The sequence below is a fragment of the Rhizobium sp. IBUN genome (genome assembly GCF_000510625.1).
GTDB classification, from domain to species: domain Bacteria; phylum Pseudomonadota; class Alphaproteobacteria; order Rhizobiales; family Rhizobiaceae; genus Rhizobium; species Rhizobium altiplani.
Genome location: NZ_AZNV01000014.1, coordinates 54,920 through 74,032, shown reverse-complemented (window position 1 = coordinate 74,032; position 19,113 = coordinate 54,920). Strand labels below are relative to the sequence as shown.

Annotated in this window: 13 protein-coding genes; 8 read left to right on the top strand and 5 right to left on the bottom strand. The window is 56.9% G+C overall.

The window, feature by feature from the left end; all coding sequences use genetic code 11:
- Positions 1–214: 214 nt before the first annotated feature.
- A complete protein-coding gene (locus RHIBUN_RS0114965; RefSeq protein WP_156932708.1) occupies positions 215–3,166 on the top strand; it encodes a zinc dependent phospholipase C family protein in 2,952 nt (983 codons plus the stop codon).
- A gap of 198 nt (positions 3,167–3,364) precedes the next feature.
- Here RHIBUN_RS0114965 and RHIBUN_RS0114955 read toward each other — a convergent pair whose 3' ends face one another.
- Complete coding sequence (locus RHIBUN_RS0114955; RefSeq protein WP_156932707.1) at positions 3,365–3,745, bottom strand: bZIP transcription factor; 381 nt, start codon at positions 3,743–3,745, stop codon at positions 3,365–3,367.
- Between the two features lie 11 nt (positions 3,746–3,756).
- Complete coding sequence (locus RHIBUN_RS0114950) at positions 3,757–4,425, bottom strand: hypothetical protein (RefSeq protein ID WP_156932706.1); 669 nt, start codon at positions 4,423–4,425, stop codon at positions 3,757–3,759.
- Positions 4,426–5,688: 1,263 nt separating this feature from the next.
- Between RHIBUN_RS0114950 and RHIBUN_RS0114945 the strand changes: the two genes are divergently transcribed.
- Together RHIBUN_RS0114945 and RHIBUN_RS0114940 are read left to right on the top strand one after the other, a co-directional pair.
- A complete protein-coding gene (locus tag RHIBUN_RS0114945; RefSeq protein ID WP_025660135.1) occupies positions 5,689–7,746 on the top strand; it encodes an AAA family ATPase in 2,058 nt (685 codons plus the stop codon).
- Positions 7,746–9,632, top strand: coding sequence for an ATP-dependent helicase (locus tag RHIBUN_RS0114940; RefSeq protein WP_025660134.1), 1,887 nt, complete (start codon positions 7,746–7,748; stop codon positions 9,630–9,632). The genes RHIBUN_RS0114945 and RHIBUN_RS0114940 overlap by 1 nt, the downstream gene beginning before the upstream one ends.
- A gap of 921 nt (positions 9,633–10,553) precedes the next feature.
- Here the strand turns inward: RHIBUN_RS0114940 and RHIBUN_RS34760 are convergent.
- Positions 10,554–12,338, bottom strand: coding sequence for an AAA family ATPase (locus tag RHIBUN_RS34760; RefSeq protein WP_198021151.1), 1,785 nt, complete (start codon positions 12,336–12,338; stop codon positions 10,554–10,556).
- 88 nt (positions 12,339–12,426) lie between these two features.
- Positions 12,427–12,723 carry a DUF6634 family protein gene (locus RHIBUN_RS0114920; protein ID WP_025660130.1) on the bottom strand — a complete coding sequence of 99 codons (297 nt, stop codon included), beginning with the start codon at positions 12,721–12,723 and terminating at the stop codon, positions 12,427–12,429.
- 67 nt (positions 12,724–12,790) lie between these two features.
- Between RHIBUN_RS0114920 and RHIBUN_RS0114915 the strand changes: the two genes are divergently transcribed.
- The 3 genes from RHIBUN_RS0114915 (at position 12,791) to RHIBUN_RS0114905 (ending at position 15,350) form a co-directional block, all read left to right on the top strand.
- Positions 12,791–13,159, top strand: a complete 369-nt coding sequence (locus RHIBUN_RS0114915) for a helix-turn-helix domain-containing protein (RefSeq protein ID WP_156932705.1) — start codon at positions 12,791–12,793, stop codon at positions 13,157–13,159.
- A 621-nt stretch (positions 13,160–13,780) separates the two neighbouring features.
- Positions 13,781–14,194: a rhodanese-like domain-containing protein gene (locus RHIBUN_RS0114910; protein WP_025660128.1), complete on the top strand. Its 414-nt coding sequence runs from the start codon at positions 13,781–13,783 to the stop codon at positions 14,192–14,194.
- Between the two features lie 88 nt (positions 14,195–14,282).
- Positions 14,283–15,350 carry a glycosyltransferase family 4 protein gene (locus RHIBUN_RS0114905; protein ID WP_025660127.1) on the top strand — a complete coding sequence of 356 codons (1,068 nt, stop codon included), beginning with the start codon at positions 14,283–14,285 and terminating at the stop codon, positions 15,348–15,350.
- 10 nt (positions 15,351–15,360) lie between these two features.
- Here RHIBUN_RS0114905 and RHIBUN_RS0114900 read toward each other — a convergent pair whose 3' ends face one another.
- Entirely contained in the window at positions 15,361–16,017 is a 657-nt protein-coding gene (locus RHIBUN_RS0114900) for a TetR family transcriptional regulator C-terminal domain-containing protein (RefSeq protein ID WP_018116926.1), read from the bottom strand.
- Between the two features lie 302 nt (positions 16,018–16,319).
- On the opposite strand from RHIBUN_RS0114900, the gene RHIBUN_RS0114895 reads away from it, so the two are divergent.
- Both RHIBUN_RS0114895 and hydA read left to right on the top strand, forming a co-directional pair.
- Positions 16,320–17,573: a Zn-dependent hydrolase gene (locus tag RHIBUN_RS0114895; protein ID WP_037216218.1), complete on the top strand. Its 1,254-nt coding sequence runs from the start codon at positions 16,320–16,322 to the stop codon at positions 17,571–17,573.
- Positions 17,574–17,651: 78 nt separating this feature from the next.
- Positions 17,652–19,106 carry a dihydropyrimidinase gene (gene hydA, locus RHIBUN_RS0114890; RefSeq protein ID WP_025660125.1) on the top strand — a complete coding sequence of 485 codons (1,455 nt, stop codon included), beginning with the start codon at positions 17,652–17,654 and terminating at the stop codon, positions 19,104–19,106.
- Positions 19,107–19,113: the final 7 nt, after the last annotated feature.

The following is a 19,113-nucleotide window of genomic DNA, read 5'->3' as shown; positions in this document are numbered from 1 at the left end:
CATCTTCACCGCCACGTGGTCACGACTGAACGATGGCCGTCCATTTCATTGACGGGCAATCTTCCTAAAGCGTGTTCTTCAAATAGTTGTCGTATACCCTTCTAAGTTGGGCTGCGTTGATGTAATCTCGCGCAACCGCTAGCTGCGCGATCAAGTAATTGATTTGATATTTTCCACAACTAGCGTCCGGAACTGCACATGTTGCCGCGGTCGTATGACTTATCCTCGTTTCAGGACGCCCCCGATGCACCGTACAATAACACTCGCAACCGGAGTCGGAATAGCAATCAGCCTTGCTTTCGCTAGCTCCGCTTCCGCCTGGAGTCTCAAGACACACTTCTGGATCGGCCAGCAAGTGCTGAACGACGCACTTGATGACGGTCGCGTCGAGCTTGGGGGTAATTCCTATGAGGTTGCTCCCCCTATCCTCAATGCGCTGCGCTCAAATCCGAATCAGTATCGGATGGGTAACCTCGGCCCGGACGTTTTTCCCGATCCAATAGTCGGCCAGATGACGACCCATCCGGGCGTCACAAATGGATGGCAAACCGATGATTGGCTGAGGAAACTTGTAGGCCGCGCCTCCTCTCCTACCGACATAGCATTCTCCTACGGCTTCGTCGCACATGCGGCGGGCGATATCTTCGCGCATTCGTACGTCAATGCGTTGGCAGGCGACATCTTCCTGCTCACTGACGGCGAGCGGGACGTGGAGCGGCGGCACTTCCTGCTCGAGAAGTACATAGAGTCCCTCACGCCCGCGCCTTTGGATGCCGCAGGCAATACGATTGACCTCGAAGCGTCGCTCGGAACCCCTGCCGAATTTCTTCGCGATACCCTCATCCTTGACGAAGATGTCGCAACACAGAACTTTAAAGCGGACCAAACAGGCGCGCACCTTACGGCTATGTACGAAGTCCGCAATGGCGTCCGGCTTGCGAGGCAAGAGACACAAAACCTGATTGAGAGCATCACCACGTTTGGTGCCGATCGCTTCAAGGAGCAGGCAAAATTACAAATCGATCTGGCGACGGGCAAAGCGGCGCTGGATGCCGCCGAGGCGTCATTGAGCGCTGCGGAGAAGCTGCTCGCTGTTAAGAAGAGCGCCACAGATGCGGCTCTGGGCGCTCTGGACGCGGCCAACAGGCTAATTCACGACTATCCTGAACTTCTGACGTTTCAGGAAAAACTTCTTGCCGAGCAGCTCAAGGCTGCTGCGGATGCGGTCAATTTTGCTGCCCAGACAGCCGCGAATATTGCCAACCAAGTAAAAGAACTGCAGGGAAAAATTAGCGATCTACGCGGGAAAATTGGTAACCTTGCCTGCGAGGCCCTTCTATATCCTCCGGCCGTCGAAAAATGCAAGGAAGCGGTTGGAAACCTGAACGGCGAAATATCGAAGCTTGAGGGCGATATTTCCGGCCTCAACGCTCAGGTCGCAGCAGCCAACGAGGCTGCACAAATAGCGCAGGCGAATGTCGATGGAACGAAACGCACTATAGATGACCTCACGAAGAGGCAAGAGGAAGCGGTTAAGGGGGTAGCCCAAGGCACATATCAAGCCGCTGTCGATGTAGCCAGAGCAGAGCAAGAGGCTCAGGAAAAGATCGTCGCTGGCGCGCGCAAAGCCGTCGACGAACTGAGAAAGATACAAGAGCGCATTGCCAGCGAACTCGAGAAGGTCACGGCTATCGTCGATGAAATCAAGAAGGTCATCGATAAATATAATGGCATAACATTCCTGATCGACAACTGGCTCGGCGATATTGACCAGGCTACAGCTAAATATATCGACGCCAGTCACCGCGCCGGTATAAAAATGCTCCTTTCTCAGGGCAACCCGCTGTCCGAGTATACTGATTGGTATTCGTGCTACGGCTCTGTGTACACGGCCGCGCCTATCGAGATTGGCGAGGCCACCTGCGCCGTCAAGAATTTCATCGAGGAGCTGAACCAGAAGTTTGACGATGCTATCGCGGGTTTGCCAGAGATACTCCAGTGGCTCGTTTTCCCGAGCCGTACGGCGCAGAAGAAGGTCGTTGAGAAGCTCAAGCCCGAACTGCGCAAAGCAGGCTTGGAAATTGTCGGCTTTCTGACTGACAAGACGACAAGCGACTTCCTAGACCTACTGTCGGATCCGAGCAATGCGAACCGGGACAGGTTGAATAGCGCCTATAACGGCGACACTTCCGGAAAGAACTTGCTCCGGTTCAGCGACGTTGCATCCGTAGTCGACGCTGATGTGGCTCTTTCCAATAGTCGGCTTGACCCCGCGGCCTTTGCAGCGCTCAATAGTGCTGTTGTGCTCGCCAAACTGTCACTTCTGCAGCCGGATGCTCTTAACCAGCTCATAGCGGACAAGGTTGGGGTGGCTTATGATTCCCCGCGGTACGGGACGCCGGTGTACCCGCCCTATGCGGGCAGTTTCAGCGCATTGTTTGGGGCCGTTCGCAGCATCGATGGAAATCATCAATGGCAGGCTCACGCTCTACCTTACGCCAGAAATCAGGCGCATCCTGCGTCTGGACCTGGCCGGTATAACTATGGCCATGATTATTGGCAGAACCGGCAAATGGGCCTGCGGATATGGGTTGATCCCTATTTGCGGGAAAAGGTGTTCCTGAAACTCTTTCCTGAAGGCATACTGGGATCATCCCGCAATCGCAAAGATCTGAGCTGGCCGCTCTACCCGTTTCCGGAATGCCCGCTCAACCCGTTTCCCTCCACCCAGAGCGCTTTCACCGGCGAAATCCTTCGAGAGGACCGGCTCTGCGTAGACGCCGCCAACCCAAACATTCCCGCGGCGGAGTTTGAGACATCGTCTCCTGAAGAATACGCAACTTCATACCTGCAGTGCGGTACTGTGGAGTCAGGGTTCAAGTATTGGACTTTCATAGCGTCATACAAGACTGAGCAAGGTGCGCAGCGTTACGCGCGGCTTGTGGAGGCCCGCTACGCTGACCTGAAAACTGCATTGTGGCGTCCCGTTGGGGCACAAGGGCATTGGGGGGTGCTCTTGGCAGCCTGCACGACGAAAGACAAGGCGGTCGCGGCTATGGCGCTCTCGCTCAGGCGCGGTATTGCCTCGGATACGTTTGTCTGGATGAGCGACAACCCGATTTGGTCAGACCGCGCTGTCGTCACCCTTGCAGGCGCGCCGCGGTAGCGCTGCCGGCCGCGAGTAGCATCGGGTCAGCGGCTAAGCGAATTTCTAACTTGCGCTTGGCCGGCCAGAGCGCGTCGATGTCGGCGGTGCCAACGCGCTCCGCGATGCCGCGATATTCGAGAAGGGACTTCAAATTCGGCTCGATGACCTCACCGCGAATGACTTACCGATTGTGTCCGCTTGTTCAGGATTGGCGACTTACATCTTTCGACAGACAGGCTGCACTGCATAGATGGAACCATGTCCCCCGCCTGGTTGATCAGCAAATGTTATTCCGATCATGTAGCTACCCTTATCACAGTATTTCGTCATCTTGCCGATGTCGCCGGCAGGCAGGTACTGATCAGGTACATCCTTGGTCTTGATCGCCGTTATCTGGTCATCGATCGCCTTGTTCAAGTCAGTCTTTTGTTTGTCGAGTGCGGCCTGAAGCTCGATGATCTGGTTCCTGAGCTGCTCGTTTTCTCCTTTTAGCCGAGCTGCCGCCGCAACCATTTGTTCGGCACAATCCTTGACAGTGGCACATTCGGAATCAGCCGCAAACGTGAAATTTGGCAGATACAGGAGGCCCATAACCACTACACTTCCAATCACTCGACCCTGATAGTTGCTGCAGTACGCCATTGATGCGCCCTTTCCCTATACTTGAGATATTCTCGGTTCCAGACATCGCTGCTACCAGGATAGAAACAAGATGTCTTCAAAGCGAACGCGCTAAGGAATTCGTACGAACCCACTATCCTATGAGCTGGCGTCACTTCAGTAACGTTTCCGGCGGAAATTGAATCTTCGACCTTGTTCCGGACCTCTATGAACGTGTCTCCGAACGGCTCCTTGATTTCGACAATGTCAGGCTGATCGCACCACCATCGCGTACAGTACCAGGGTTGTGGAGTTTTGATCGGAAGTGACAGTCGGATTTGGTGGGTACCAAGAAGCTCGCCCAAGCCGCCGAGAGCTTCGTCCAAATCCGAAAGCGTCAGCCGCTTGCCCGCACATTCCGCTTCCCAGATTGCTGCTTTCAAGTCGCTCAGCGCGGACACCCGAACGGCATCGATGTCACGCTTCGCCTGCGCAAGGATCGATAGGGCGGCAGCCTCGGATTTCCCAATCAGCGCATTGCCAGTGCGATTGATGATTTCGTCGATTTGATTGAGGCGTTGCCTGCCAAGCTCGTTTGCGTGGTCAAGCAACGCAACTCCGGCTTCCTTCGCGTGGTCGATTGAGTCACGAACCTCGTCTCCCGCCCTGTCGATCAAGAGAGACCCCGTGATAGCAGTTACGAACTGAGCGTGAGCCACGCCTGCATAAAGGAATAATATGGCTGCTATTTGCACACGCATGGATCGCCCCCTTGATCATTACATGCGGCGGTGAAACACTTGCAACCTAAAATACATGAAAATACTGCAATATTCAACTTTACTAATTGAAGGCGGCGCTGAGGCGCTGAACGGTCACGTTGATGACGCGCATATGCCGCTCGAACACCAATCCGATGTTCCGTTGGTCCGTTTGGCTACTGTCCAGTCGCCACCCGATACTGCGCCTCAACGCCACGTTTGAGGTCTCGGAAGGATTCCGAATGCCGGCCAGTACTAACGGGGCTGCCTAACAGATCTCGTCTTGGGTGTCTGGCGGACATCGCCGGGCGGGCTTTCGATTAGTGGTCGCCTTTCGGGAATAGCAGAGATTCGCATTCGAATCCTTGAGATCGCAACCCGGACTAACCCTTGGCTGCGATGCGGTCCCTCTCGATCCTTAAGGTTCCATGGATCACCACATGCAGAGGCGGAGGCTTCAACTAGGAAAGCGCAAGAGATCGCTTCCGAACTCCAAAAAGAATCCGCTGATATTGCAAAGCATAACGCTGGGATCAGCAGGATCCAGAACTTCCTTGGCCTTGCTCGGTCGGCCGCCGAAATTGCCGGCGAAGCAAACGATGGCACAACCACCACGACCAGCACTTCGACGACTACGATCAACAATTACAATCGCACCAGAGTCATTTTCCGGGTGGTACCAAGCGCATACCTTCAGCAGGAGCGGCGCGGCCAGACACCAACCAACAATGGAAAATAGCGATTAGAAAATCAGTCGGAGCCCAAGCAAGTTCGATAGAAAGGCGCGCCAAAGGCATGACGCGAGACCGCGAAAGATGTCGAAAACACGCTTCGCGGGCTAATACCGGCCAATTCTTTCGAGGCCCACAGATGCTAGACAGTTCCCGCATATTCGATCTTGTCGCTGAACAGCCAACACCGTTCCAAGCCCCGGCGGTAAGATCCACCATATTCGATATTCTTTGAAAACGCCGGTAGCGGCTGACCATAGCTGCCCAGTTCGCCTTGCGCGTTGCGGCACTCCTATTGATTTTCGTCCGCTCCTCCTGGTCCTGGACATGAAGGTGAATTATCCGTCAACTCACCCCTCAATTGCATACGACGACATTACGTGCCATCGCTGAACGCTCAACTGGTTGTATAGAATCACTGACGTCAACTGAGTTCGCTGAGGGTCGTATGCATATTGAGAGTTTGAGGCTCCGGAATTTCCGTTGCTTCGGAGATGAAGCGCAGACCATTTCATTCGATCCTGCACTCACCGCGGTAGTCGGCGCAAACGGGGCCGGAAAGACGGCGATAATTGCCGCCCTACAGAAGCTGTTTGCAACCCGTGCGGAAGACCGCCGTTTAACGCGTGAGGACGTCCATTTCGGCCCAGATGAAACACCTGGTACGGTCGAGGAGGCCAATGCAAGCTCGGAACACGAGCTTGACGACCGGTCGGGCGAGGCTGTCATGCCTGATCATCAGATTCGATCTGTCGACAAGAGAGAGGTTGAGATCGAAGTCATACTGGCATTTCCCGAACTGAGCGATGGAATTGATGAGGACAAGGCGGATTCAGTGCCCGAAATCTTTCGGGCGATGTCATCATCCGGCCCCGGCCAACCTCTCAAAGCAAGGATTCGATTGGAGGCGAGTTGGATCTACGGCATAGACGAGGACGATATCAGCTCGCAAATGTTCTGGATCACCAGCCTGGATGACGTGCCGTTCGGAGAACGCGACATTGCCAAGCTTCCCTTCTCTGCTAACGACCGCCGGCGCTTCCAGATCCGATATCTTCCCGCGACACGAGACAGCAATGCGATACTGAAGCTCGCTCTTCGAGAAATGCTCAACTGGCTTGAACGTCATGGGGACTGGGAAGGCGGCCGAGCGTCGATGGCCAAGCAGTGGGAAACCATGCAGAACATGTTTGACGCCATGCCCGCCATCAAAAAAATCAGCGAAGAACTTTCAATAAACTGGGGCCGGCTTTTTGAAGGTCGTCACCTTCGATCTCCCCGCTTAACTGTCCTCGCTCGGGAGCTTCAGCGAGCGCTTCGCGAGCTTTCATTAACGCTCGGACCGGGACCTGGTGGGCGACACAGGTCTGTGCAAGAACTCAGCGAGGGGCAAGCATCACTGTTCTACATCGCGATCGTTGTGACACTTTTCAAGCTTGATGAGGAACTTGCCCGCACGCAGCCAGAAGGATTCCTCGCCGTTGAAGTCGCGCGTCCCTGGCTCACGGTTATTGCGCTTGAGGAACCTGAAAACCACTTGGCACCTTTCTACCTCTCGGGGATGGTCAACCTGATGCGGGAGCAGGCACAGAGCGAATCCGTCATGGCGATTCTTACGACGCATTCAGCCAGCGCTTTGCGTAGGGTGGATCCCAACCAGGTGCGCTATGTACGTCAGGATCCAATCACGCTTACGTCTCGCGTGAAGGAGATTCCTTTGCCTGAATCCGAATCTGACGCCAGAAAATTCATCCAGGAAGCGGTTGCGAGCCATCCCGAGCTCTATTTTGCCCGCTTGGTGATACTGGGCGAAGGGCGCTCTGAAGAAATTGTGCTGCCACGACTCGCACGATCACTCGATGCCGAGATGGATCTGGATCCAGCTTTTGTTGCCTTCGTTCCACTGGGAGGCAGACATGTCAATCATTTCTGGCGTTTGCTCGACGGTCTAAAGATCCCTTATGTAACCCTTCTCGATTACGATCTCGGGCGCTCAGGTGCTGGGCCGAGGCGATTGAAATACGCGGCAGACCAGCTTGAGAAGATCGGTGTGAATGCACCGCCACTTCCTCGCCCCCGAAAAGCTGGGGAATGGGACTCTCTTACAGGGATCGATGTTGGTTTCTGGATGTCATGGCTTCGCTTCAACAATGTCTTCTACTCGAGCCAACTCGACCTAGACATGATGATGGTCAAATCTTACCCGGACAGCTATGGCAAGGTGGCGTCGATTGATACGCCGGATGACGCCGACAGCTACAAGAAATCCGTTTTCGGCAAAGATGGTTCTGGCCTGGACGCCTATCAGGCCGCGGATCGCTTCTCTGCCTTAGAACTGGCGCAGTATGACGCCTTGTTCAAGTCGAACAGTAAGCCGGTCTCCCACGTCGAAGCTCTATCGAATATCTCTAGTGATAAGATGAAAGCCGGTTGCCCCGAGCCGCTTGTGGCCATGTTTGGACGTTGCCAAGATCTGCTTTCTCCATACATCCGGGGAGATTTCTAGTGTCGATTATCGAGCGAGCCCGATGGCATCCGGGAAGTGGTATCAACCTAGACGCTGCAGCCCTGGACGTTGTTAAGAGCGACAAAAGCGCAGCCATTGTTGCAGGTCCCGGTGCGGGAAAGACTGAGCTTCTGGCACAACGCGCCAGCTATCTCCTCGAAACGAACACCTGCAAGGCACCCCGCAGGATTCTCGCGATCAGCTTCAAGCGTGATGCCGCAAAAAACCTGAAAGACCGCGTGACTGCACGGGCGGGTGAAGATCTTGGACTGCGTCTGGAGAGCTACACCTTCGACGCCTTTGCCAAGAGCATCGTCGATAGATTCCGTTCGGCGCTTCCGGAATGGTGCCGGCCGGAGCGGAACTATGAAGTAATAATGCCACGTTGGCAGGACTGGAATGATTTCGCTGGCCGCCTTCGACGAGATGCCAATATCTCAATAAGCGCAACGGGACTCGAGCGTGGTCACGCGACACTAACCGCCGAACCGGGGCCGCTGCCGCTCGATCCCAAGAAAGATGATTTCACTAATCAAGCGGGGCTTCATTACTGGGCGACGTGTCTGAGAAAGGACCGAGCCCACCAGCTAACGTTCGGAATGATTTCCACCCTGGCAATGACGATCCTGGCTCATAATCCTAACGTGCAGTCTGCACTGCGTATGACCTATTCTCATTTGTTTCTCGACGAATTCCAGGACACGACCGGACTGCAGTATGCGTTGCTGAAGCAAGCTTTCCTGGGATCTGACGCGGTGATCACGGCCGTCGGTGACAGCAAGCAGCGAATCATGACTTTTGCAGGAGCCCGATCCGGCATCTTCCAGGAATTTGCACAAGATTTTAGCGCGGATGTCATCGCTCTGACCGCAAACTTCAGGTCCAATCCCAGGATTGTTGCGATCGTAAATGCGATGGCAACGGACATAGAACCTGACGCGGTCCCGGTAGCTTCTGCACGCGGTGAAGCTGACGCTCCACGCCTCACAGATGGCGTGATTCATTTCCCGAACGCCAGGGAAGAGGCCACTGCTCTCGCCAAGTCCATCGCGGCGGCGGTCGGTTCCGGCCGGTACAAACCTGAGGACTTCATGCTTCTGGCGCGGCAAAGAGCAGACAAGCTGGAGGAAAAACTTGCGTTCGCCTTTGTCGAACAGGGCCTCACGCTTCGCAACGAAGCGCGATCCCTGGGAGAAATTCAGATCCAGGAACTGATGACTGAGCCGCTACCAGACGTTGTGATCTGTGCGCTCCAGATGGCAATCGATGACCGGAATGGCGCCCCGTTCCATAGGCTACGCAACATGATCGGTCCGATCTTTGGTAACCAGGACGACAGGCCGGCTGCCGAACTAAAGGTGGAGCAGAAGATCAGAGAGGCGGTGAAGCTCGCTAGAGCCGCTACGGCCAACGCTCCGTCAGGCACCACGGCCGAGAGCGTTGCAACGGCCATCTTCGATTCCCTCGGGTCGACTACGCTTTCACAACTGGCGCCAGATTATTCAAATCCGGCTAGGTTCGCCGCCATACACTCCGCAACCATCAAGTTTCTCCAGGAGTGTGCAGAGTCGGCAGAGACTTGGCAGGAGGCGATCACGCAGTTCCAGGGCAGAAATCAAGTAAAGCTCATGACTGTTCATAAGAGCAAGGGGCTAGAGGCGCATACAGTATTCTTTCTTCATCTTCAGAACGACGGATTTTTCTCAAGCGCGGACATGGATGAGGAAGCCTTGGCCTTCTTCGTGGCAGCTTCTCGTGCTCGAGATCGCTTTTTTGTAACGACGACGAGCTCGGAAACAGGCCGGGTCGCACGGCTGTGGGAGATGGTAAAGGCAGCAAAAATGCCCGAACTTCAGGCCACCGCGCTTGATCAAATCGCAGGCTGAGATCCGTCGCTGGTGCGCGTAGGGTCGCTTCCCGCAAACGGCAAGGACTCACATTCGAACCCTTGATATCTCGGCCCGGAATAACTCCTGGTTGCGATACCGTCCCACTCGATCCTTAAGGTTCGACAGCGAGGGCATACACACGGTTATGTTCTTTCTTGAGCATCGCAAGCACCGGCTCCCACTGTTCCGCCACGATATCTGATACTTCCGCTTCGATCCTTTCGGGCAGCGGGTCATCCCCGAGCTTTCTCGGAGTGCCGAGGAATGTCGGTGTCTTTCCAAGCCCATAGGCACCGACCATCCGCCGGGCGATCGGCGTAGCGCGCTCGATGTCGCTGCCACATTGCCACCGACCCGATGCATCGGTCCCAAAAAATCGCCGCCACAGCAGCCATGCCTAATCACATCGAAGCCCTTATGAGCGCCGCCGTCCAGTTAGGCAACATGCCGCTGCAAACGCCGGATATGGCTAAGGCCGAGATTAATCCTGTCTCGGGAAGGGTCGCAGGTAAAGGGCTGGCGGCGGTCGACTTCCTGGAAAACCGGTCATTCGGGAGCCAAACCCTAAGACGTAAAGACGCCGGAAGCACCATGTTGAGGCGGCGCTTCTTGCCGGGAGCCTATCTGGCTAGTCCTTGTCTTTCTTCCACTTCCTGAGGGCCTCTCTGCGTTTGCCTTGACCTACAATCTTGCGTCCGATCCGGCCCGGCGCGAGTACTGCTTTCGGCGGCGGGCCGGCGCCCCCTTCGCTCCCGGGCGACGATCTGCCCAACGGGCTCGACTTCTCAGCCTTGCCATCATCCTCCCGGTTATCGTCCGACAAATCGGCTTCCGACATGTTTCCGCTCTTCACCACGAGTTCATCGTCACAGTTTCAATGGAGCCCGAAATCCCGAAACCGCCAGCGCGAATGCTGCTCTAAGCAGCCTTCGCTGCTCCGCTACGCTCCAGCTTCACGGTACCGTAGGTCACAATGTCGGATGCAAGCCCGAGGATTCGGTCTCGATCTTCCATCAACATATCCCGCACTCGTTTCCACTGGTCTTCAAGGATCTGCGCGACTTCGGCCTCCATCGTTTCCGGAAGCGGCTTGTCGGCCAACTCCTTTACGGTGCCGATGAACACGGGCGCTTTGCCGAGTCCATAGCTGCCGACCATTCGTCTTGCGAGTGCAGTCGCTCGCTCGATGTCACTACCGACGATCCCGCCCGCCCCGATTGATCGATCGCCAAACACCACGAGCTCCGCAGCCATGCCCGCCAAGGATACAGCAATTCGATTCAACAGTGTCGTTTCCGTTGGGAAGTGATCGGGCTCCAGATCATAGGTTGTACTTCCGCCAATGGATCCATCACCGTTCGGGTCGAAGCTATCTCTGATTTCAATAGTCGCGGCCATCGCGTGACCTAGAGCAAGCGAGACCAACGCGTGCCCAGCTTCGTGCGCTGCCAGCCTAAGCAACTGCTCGGGAGTATAATGGAGCTTTTCCGGAAGCTGGGCCTCCAGGTCGCGCAATTCCAGTTCTCTGTTGTCATTCCTTGCATTGCGCAGAGCATTCTGAACCAAGCGTGCGATATCCGCACCCGGCCTTCCCTCAAGATCCAACGCGATATCAACCAAGGACTCGAGTGGCAGCACGCCACCTGCGTGATAGTTCAGGATTTCTGCTCTCGTCCGGCTATCTGGCAGCGAAAGCACGAAGTGGTCGTCGATCCTTCCAGCGCGCAAGATCGCCGCGTCAATCCAATCGGGGTAGTTTGTAGCACCAACTACGACGACGCCCTCTCCAAGACTCGACAACAGGGTTAGGAAGTCTGTGACGACGACTTGCCAATACTGATCGTTATGATTGCCGGACGGCCGCGCAAGCCTTTTGCCTATAGCGTCCATTTCATCGATGAAAAGGACAGCGCCCCTCCCATCATTCACGTTCTCGAAGGTCTTTCGCATCGCCGCGAGCATGTCATCTAGCGCCCCAGTCGACTGCCAGGCGCCGACCGTCACAGAAACCAGCCTCATCCCGAGCGCGGTCGCGAGCGCCGATGCGAACAGTGTCTTCCCTGTGCCGGGTGGACCCGAGATCAACACCCCTGCCCGAGCAAGTTTCCATTCAAGCTTCTTCTGACGCCATCGCGACACGTTATCGACAAGATCCCTTGCCCACGGCTTGACCTCATCGTAGCCAGGCAGCTCAAACAGATCCGGACCAACAACGTCTGGCTTTTCGAAACGATCGAGTTCATCAATATCGTCTTCAGCAAGGATTGGCCTGAGAATGGCTGCGAGCAAAACATTCTGTGAGCGTCCGACCAATACAGATGCCAGTTTGCTGCGGAATGGCGCTTTGCCGGACAGACGCCTCGCGGCGTTGAGGTGCTGAACTGTCGGCGGCTCCAAAAACAAGACGGCGGTTGCCGCAAAGCGCACGTCTCGCGGAACCTCAGCGAGGTCTCGGGCGATCAAAATGTCCAGCCCCTTCAGATCGAAGATCGATGCGGGCCTGTGTGGAGCCCCCTTTTTCCGGACCGGGTTCGCGAGACGCACCCGGCTATCCTTGTCGAGCCAGTCATCGGCCCACCGATCCCGCAAGGTGCCAAGAATTGCTAGTGCGGCGGCCTCATACTCCTCAGTGCGGTATCCCGGGGGAACAACGAAGACAAGGAAGCCATTGACGCTATGCCGAAGGCGGCCAATTCCTCTCATCGCGCGAACCAGGCCACAACCAGCTAGGAATACGCCTGAATCCTTTGAAAGCTTTTGATTTCGGGTCTTCGCGTCGACGAAATGCATTCTAGTTGCCCCTGCTCTGATTCCGCTGCGACAGGCGATACCAATTGTTCATGGTCCGCGCGACGCCGCGATCGGGATCCAAGTAGAAGAGCTGACTGGTGATGATCTCCTTGCCGTCCTCGAGACGGGGATGACCGGTCACAATCCCCGTCAATGCGTAGGCGCGTCCCAGAACGGCTCGGTAGTTATCAAGCAATGGGGCATTGGCGATGACGCCTATTTCGATTTCGCCCGCATTCGCGCGGCGAATATCTTCGAGTAGGCGCTCTGTCGCCCGGCTGTCTATCCATTGGAACATGTCAAGTGTTTCCCTCGTTGGCAACGATTCGTCCGCGGCAACCTCGTTGCTGCGCAAATGCGACTCAATGGTATTTTTTGACGCTTTTTTCGTGTTTTTGTGCCACCATTTGGCACGTGTCAACTATTATTTGCGCCATGAAGGAATTGATGACACTCAATCCTTCATGAGACCGCCGCCTCGCCTTCTCGTAGCTGCTCGCCTTCTCCTTGGTCAGACACAGGCCGAGGTCGCTGCTGATTCCGGGATAAGCGCGAAGTCGATTTTCAAGGCAGAGAACGGTACTGCGGGGATCGTGAGCGTCGAAAAGCTGATGCGCCACTACGCGGCGAAAGGCGTGTCGTTTACTGAGCCGGGTTCAAAGCCAGGTTGGGGGATCGAAACGGATTTTCTTCAGAACGACTACGATGCAGAGAGCGCAGCGCTCGGGCAGTAACCTCGCGCGATCCTAGTCGGAGTTTCGAATCAAGACCCGATTACGCGACAGCGATCATAACGTCGTCTACCCTTCGATTCGCACTTACTGCGTGACCTCGATGATCAATCGATCGCGACCGCCCAAAAACTCAAGCGCGACGACTCGGGAAAACTGCCTGACAATTCCAACAGAAGCGCGGGTCTGAGCGGCAATTTAGACAACGTTCCCACGTCATGACTGCGACCGTCGCGGACGGTTACTCTATTCAGAATAGACTAAAAAGACTGGGAGCGACGGCAACGGGCCATTTTGCTGCGAAGGACCATCTATGATAGCATCGCCGGCGCGTTAGCGAACGGTTGGGCATCTCACCGATCAAGCCACTGTTATATAGATACTTTCAAAAATTCTTGCATCGGGTAAATTCGATTCTAGGATCGTTTTTTACCCAGTTTAGACCCGGTTTTCTCCCAAAATAGAATTGTCCTTGTCCGGTGCCAATATCATAGGCGAGCACAACAACATGGGGTCCTCTCAACGCATTTGGCATGATCTTTACGCTAACCGTCATTATGGCCAATTTCGCAAAGCCATAACATCGGCGATGGTTGGCGGCAACTCGAACCGAAAGGAAACGTCATGCCGAGCTTCGTCGCCGAAGTCCCTGCCGCCTCTCCCGAAGCCACTGCCGCCTACTATGCCCGCAAGCTCGCCTTCGAGACCGATTGCTGGGACGTCCACGCATCGCTCACCGCCGGCCACAGCGACTTCGTGCTGTTGGATGTCCGCTCTCCGACCCATTACGCCGCCGCCCACATTCCGGGCGCGATCAACCTCCCGCACGGCAAAATGACGGCCCATCACATGTCGAAATGGCCGGCAGATACGCTCTTCGTCGTCTATTGCGCCGGCCCGCATTGCAACGGGACCGACAAGGCAGCCCTGCGCCTTGCCCGGCTAGGGCTACACGTGAAGGTCATGATCGGCGGAATGACCGGCTGGGCAGACGAAGGGTTTTCCTTCGAGAGCAGCCCGGCGACAGCCGCGGCCTGACGAAACGTTCGCTGCATGGCCTGCACGGGAGATTGAATTTTCTAACGCCGGTGCGATAGTCGGGAGGCGCAAAGAGGTAGCCTCCCGCATGACACGTCATATCGTTGCGATCGGTCAGTTGCCTCCGCCGCTCAACGGCTTCTCGTTCGCGACCAAGAGCATGATCGCGCTTCTTTCGGAAGCAATGAGCGTCACCGTGTGCAACATCGCTCCAGCGGCCGGCAGTCCCTCGCTGCTGAGGCATCCGATCAAGTTCAGCCGTGTCCTCCGTGCCTGCCTCCCGCTGTTTCGCGACCGCAAACATCACGACAGGATCTGCTATCTCGCCTGCGAAGGAGGGCTGGGTTTAGTCTACACCTTGCTGCTTGTTCTAGTCGCGAGACTGGTCGCCTACTCCATCTACCTGCACCATCACAGTTTCAGCTACATCGACAGGCCAAGTTTACTAATGCAGGCCATCCTGACGCTCGGCGGCCGACAACTGCAACACATCTTCCTATGCGACATCATGCTCGAGCGATTCACCGAGACTTACGGCCGACGCGTCCGTAGCAGCCTGATCTCCAATGCGGCCTACGTAACCCCGCAAGACGAAGGGGACGAGCCGAAGGACCGCGCGCATCTCGTGATCGGCATGCTTAGCAATCTCACCACCGAGAAAGGTCTCGAAACGTTTCTTCATCTCGCAAGGCAAGCGCGAAGCGAGAACGTGCCGATTAGGGCGATCCTTGCGGGGCCGGCTGGCGCTAGCGAGCGCGTGGCCATCGATGCCGCCGTCGCGGAACTTGGCGATACCCTGGATTATCGGGGCGCCCTCTATGACGACGCGAAGGCTGCCTTCCATCGCGAACTTGACGTCTTCGTCTTTCCCACAGCCTATGACAACGAGGCCCAGCCGCTGGTGATCTTTGAAGCAAAGGCCGCCGGAAACGCGGTCATCTCCAGCGACCGCGGCTGCGTCAGGAAACAGCTCGACGAAAACGATCTGCTGATCCACTCGGGCGGCGAGTTTGTACCGACCGCATTGGAGTGGTTGGCGGCCATGTCGCCAGAGCCCGCCCTGGAAGCAAGACGGAAGGCGATCCGGCAAGCCTATAGAACCCGCCATGCCAAGGCACGCGCCGCTATCGGCACGCTCTTGGATTTCGACGAATGATGGCGCGACGTCAGGAGGCGCCTGGCACTGGCTTAACCTTCAGTCCGTCGATGAACAGCTGCTCAAGAAAGCGCGCGGCATCCTCGAAGCGGCCGGCACCTGCATGCTCCTGCCCGAGCACCGCCCGCACCTGAACATCGAAGTCGGCATAGTGCTGCGTTGTCGACCAGATCGAGAAGATCAGGTGGTATGGATCACACCTGGCGATCTTCCCGGCTTTCGCCCAGGCTCGGATGACCTCGGCCTTCTCGTCGACGAGTTCCTTCAGCGGACCCTTCAGTTCGTCTTCGACATGCGGTGCACCCTGCAGCATCTCGTTGGCAAAAAGCCGGCTCTCGCGCGGGAAATCGCGGGCCATTTCGAGTTTGCGTCTGATGTAGCTGCGGATCTCGCTTTCCGGATTGCCATCGGCGTCAAAGGCTCTCAACGGCTCCAGCCAGGTAAAGAGCACGCGGTCGATCAGCGCCCGGTGGATCGCTTCCTTGGTGCGAAAGTAATAAAGCAAGTTCGGCTTCGACATGCCGGCAACTTCGGCAATCTGATCAATAGTGGAGCCACGAAAGCCGTTGACCGAAAACACATCGAGCGCGGCTTCAAGAATTTGCTCTTCCTTCTCTTCTTGAATGCGCGTGCGGCGCTGGGTCTTGGCTGCTCTCGGGATTGCCATGTCGATCTTGTTTTCCCTTCAAATTCAACCGTTTCACTCAAGATTGAACCGGCGCGGCACCGTGCTACAAAAATGAGCAGATGCCGGTAATTTTGTCTGTATTTTTCCTGATTTTCGTCTTGAGCCCAGCGCCGGAAGTTGTAATGTTTACCAATCGGTCAAATTATCGATCAGATGCTAAACAAAGGCAACTGGCGATTTTCCGGCGCTAACAAAACAAACAAGGGCGCTCGGATACTGACCACGGGAACAGGCGGCCATGTGCATTGCATGACCGCAGAAAACAGGTGAGGACTTTAGACATGGTGGCAGCACCAGGCGAGAACATGCGCGTCAACGGGGACCGTCTTTGGGACAGCCTCATGGAGATGGCAAAGATCGGCCCGGGAATTGCTGGCGGTAACAATCGCCAGACCTTAACAGATTCCGATGCCGAAGGGCGCAGCCTCTTCCGGACATGGTGCGAAGACGCAGGCATGACGCTGGGCGTCGACAAGATGGGCACGATGTTCGCGACCCGGCCGGGCACCGATCCGGACGCGCTGCCTGTTTATGTCGGCTCGCACCTCGACACGCAGCCGACCGGCGGTAAGTATGACGGCGTACTCGGCGTGCTTGGCGCACTCGAGGTCGTCCGCACCATGAACGACCTCGGCATCAAGACCAAGCACCCTGTTGTCGTCACCAACTGGACCAACGAGGAAGGCGCCCGCTTTGCGCCCGCCATGCTCGCCTCCGGCGTTTTCGCCGGCGCCCATAAGCTGGAATATGCCTATGACCGCAAGGATCCCGAAGGCAAGACGTTCGGCGAGGAACTGAAGCGCATCGGCTGGGTTGGCGACGAAGAGGTCGGCGCGCGCAAGATGCACGCCTATTTCGAGTATCACATCGAGCAGGGTCCGATCCTTGAGGTCGAGAACAAGCAGATCGGCGTGGTCACGCACTGTCAGGGCCTGTGGTGGCTGGAGTTCACGCTGACCGGCAGGGAGGCCCATACCGGTTCGACCCCGATGAACATGCGCGTCAACGCCGGCCTTGCGATGTCGCGCATCATGGAAATGGTGCAGACCGTGGCGATGGAAAACCAGCCGGGCGCCGTCGGCGGCGTCGGCCAGGTGTTTTTCACGCCGAACTCCCGCAACGTCCTGCCCGGCAAGGTCGTCTTCACCGTCGACATCCGCTCGCCGGATCAGGCGAAACTCGACGGCATGCGTACCAGGATCGAGGCGGAAGCACCCAAGATTTGCGAGGCGCTGGGCGTCGGCTGCGCGATCGAGGCGATCGGCCACTTCGCGCCCGTCACCTTCGATCCCACGCTTGTGTCCCGCGTGCGCGGTGCTGCCGAACGGCTCGGCTATAGCCACATGAACCTCATCTCGGGTGCGGGCCACGACGCCTGCTGGGCCGCGAAGGTGGCCCCTACAACGATGGTCATGTGCCCCTGCGTCGGGGGCCTCTCGCACAACGAGGCGGAGGACATCTCCAAGGAATGGGCGACGGCCGGCGCTGACGTCCTCTTCCACGCCGTCGTCGAGACCGCTGAAATCGTTGCATAATCAAGGGCGGGGTCATTCCCGCCTTTTCTTTTACCAGCGGACGAAGAGCCGCGAGCAATCAATGCAAGGGAACTGATCATGAGCAAAGTCATCAAGGGCGGAACCATCGTCACCGCCGACCTGACCTACAAGGCGGACGTGAAGATCGAGGGCAGCAAGATCGTCGAGATCGGCCCGAACCTCTCCGGCACCGAAACGCTCGATGCGACGGGCTGCTACGTGATGCCGGGTGGCATCGACCCGCACGTTCACCTCGAAATGCCGTTCATGGGCACCTATTCCTCCGACGACTTCGAAAGCGGCACGCGCGCCGGTCTCGCCGGCGGCACGACCATGGTCGTCGATTTCTGCCTGCCGGGGCCGGAGCAATCGCTGCTCGAAGCGCTGCAGATGTGGGACAACAAGACGAGCCGCGCCAACGCCGACTACTCGTTCCACATGGCGATCACCGGCTGGAACGAGCGCGTCTTCAACGAGATGGAGATAGTGGTCAAGGACAAGGGCATCAACACCTTTAAGCACTTCATGGCCTACAAGGGCGCGCTGATGGTGAACGACGACGAAATGTTCGCCTCCTTCCAGCGCTGTGCCGAACTCGGCGCGCTGCCGCTGGTGCATGCCGAAAACGGCGACGTCGTTGCCTCGATGACCGCAAAGCTTCTTGCCGAAGGCAACAACGGTCCGGAGGCGCACGCCTACTCCCGTCCGCCCGAGGTCGAAGGCGAGGCAACCAATCGCGCCATCATGCTGGCCGACATGGCGGGTGTGCCGCTCTACGTCGTGCATACCTCCTGCGAACAGGCGCATGAAGCGATCCGTCGCGCCCGCCAGAAGGGCATGCGCGTCTACGGTGAACCACTGATCCAGCATCTGACGCTCGATGAAAGCGAATATTTCAACAAGGACTGGGACCATGCTGCCCGCCGTGTCATGTCCCCGCCCTTCCGCAACAAACAGCATCAGGACAGCCTCTGGGCCGGCCTGCAATCCGGATCGCTCTCGGTCGTGGCGACGGACCATTGCGCCTTCACCACCGATCAGAAGCGCTTCGGCGTTGGTGATTTCTCCAAGATCCCGAATGGCACTGGCGGCCTCGAAGACCGACTGCCGATGTTGTGGACCCAGGGCGTCAACACCGGCCGCCTGACGATGAACGAGTTCGTTGCGGTCACCTCGACCAACATTGCCAAGATCCTCAACGTCTATCCGAAGAAGGGCGCGATCCTCGTCGGCGCCGATGCCGATATCGTCGTCTGGGATCCCAAGCGCTCGAAGACGATCTCGGCCAAGACCCAGCAATCATCGATCGACTACAACGTCTTCGAAGGCAAGCAGGTCACCGGCCTGCCGCGCTACACGCTGACGCGCGGCGAAGTCGCGATCGAGGAAAGCACCGTCAAGACGAAGGAAGGACACGGCCAGTTCGTGAAGCGCGAGCCGTTCCAGGCGGTTAACAAGGCGCTGTCGACATGGAAGGAGCTCGTGGCGCCGCGCAAGGTCGAACGGTCAGGCATCCCGGCGACGGGGGTCTGATCCTTGG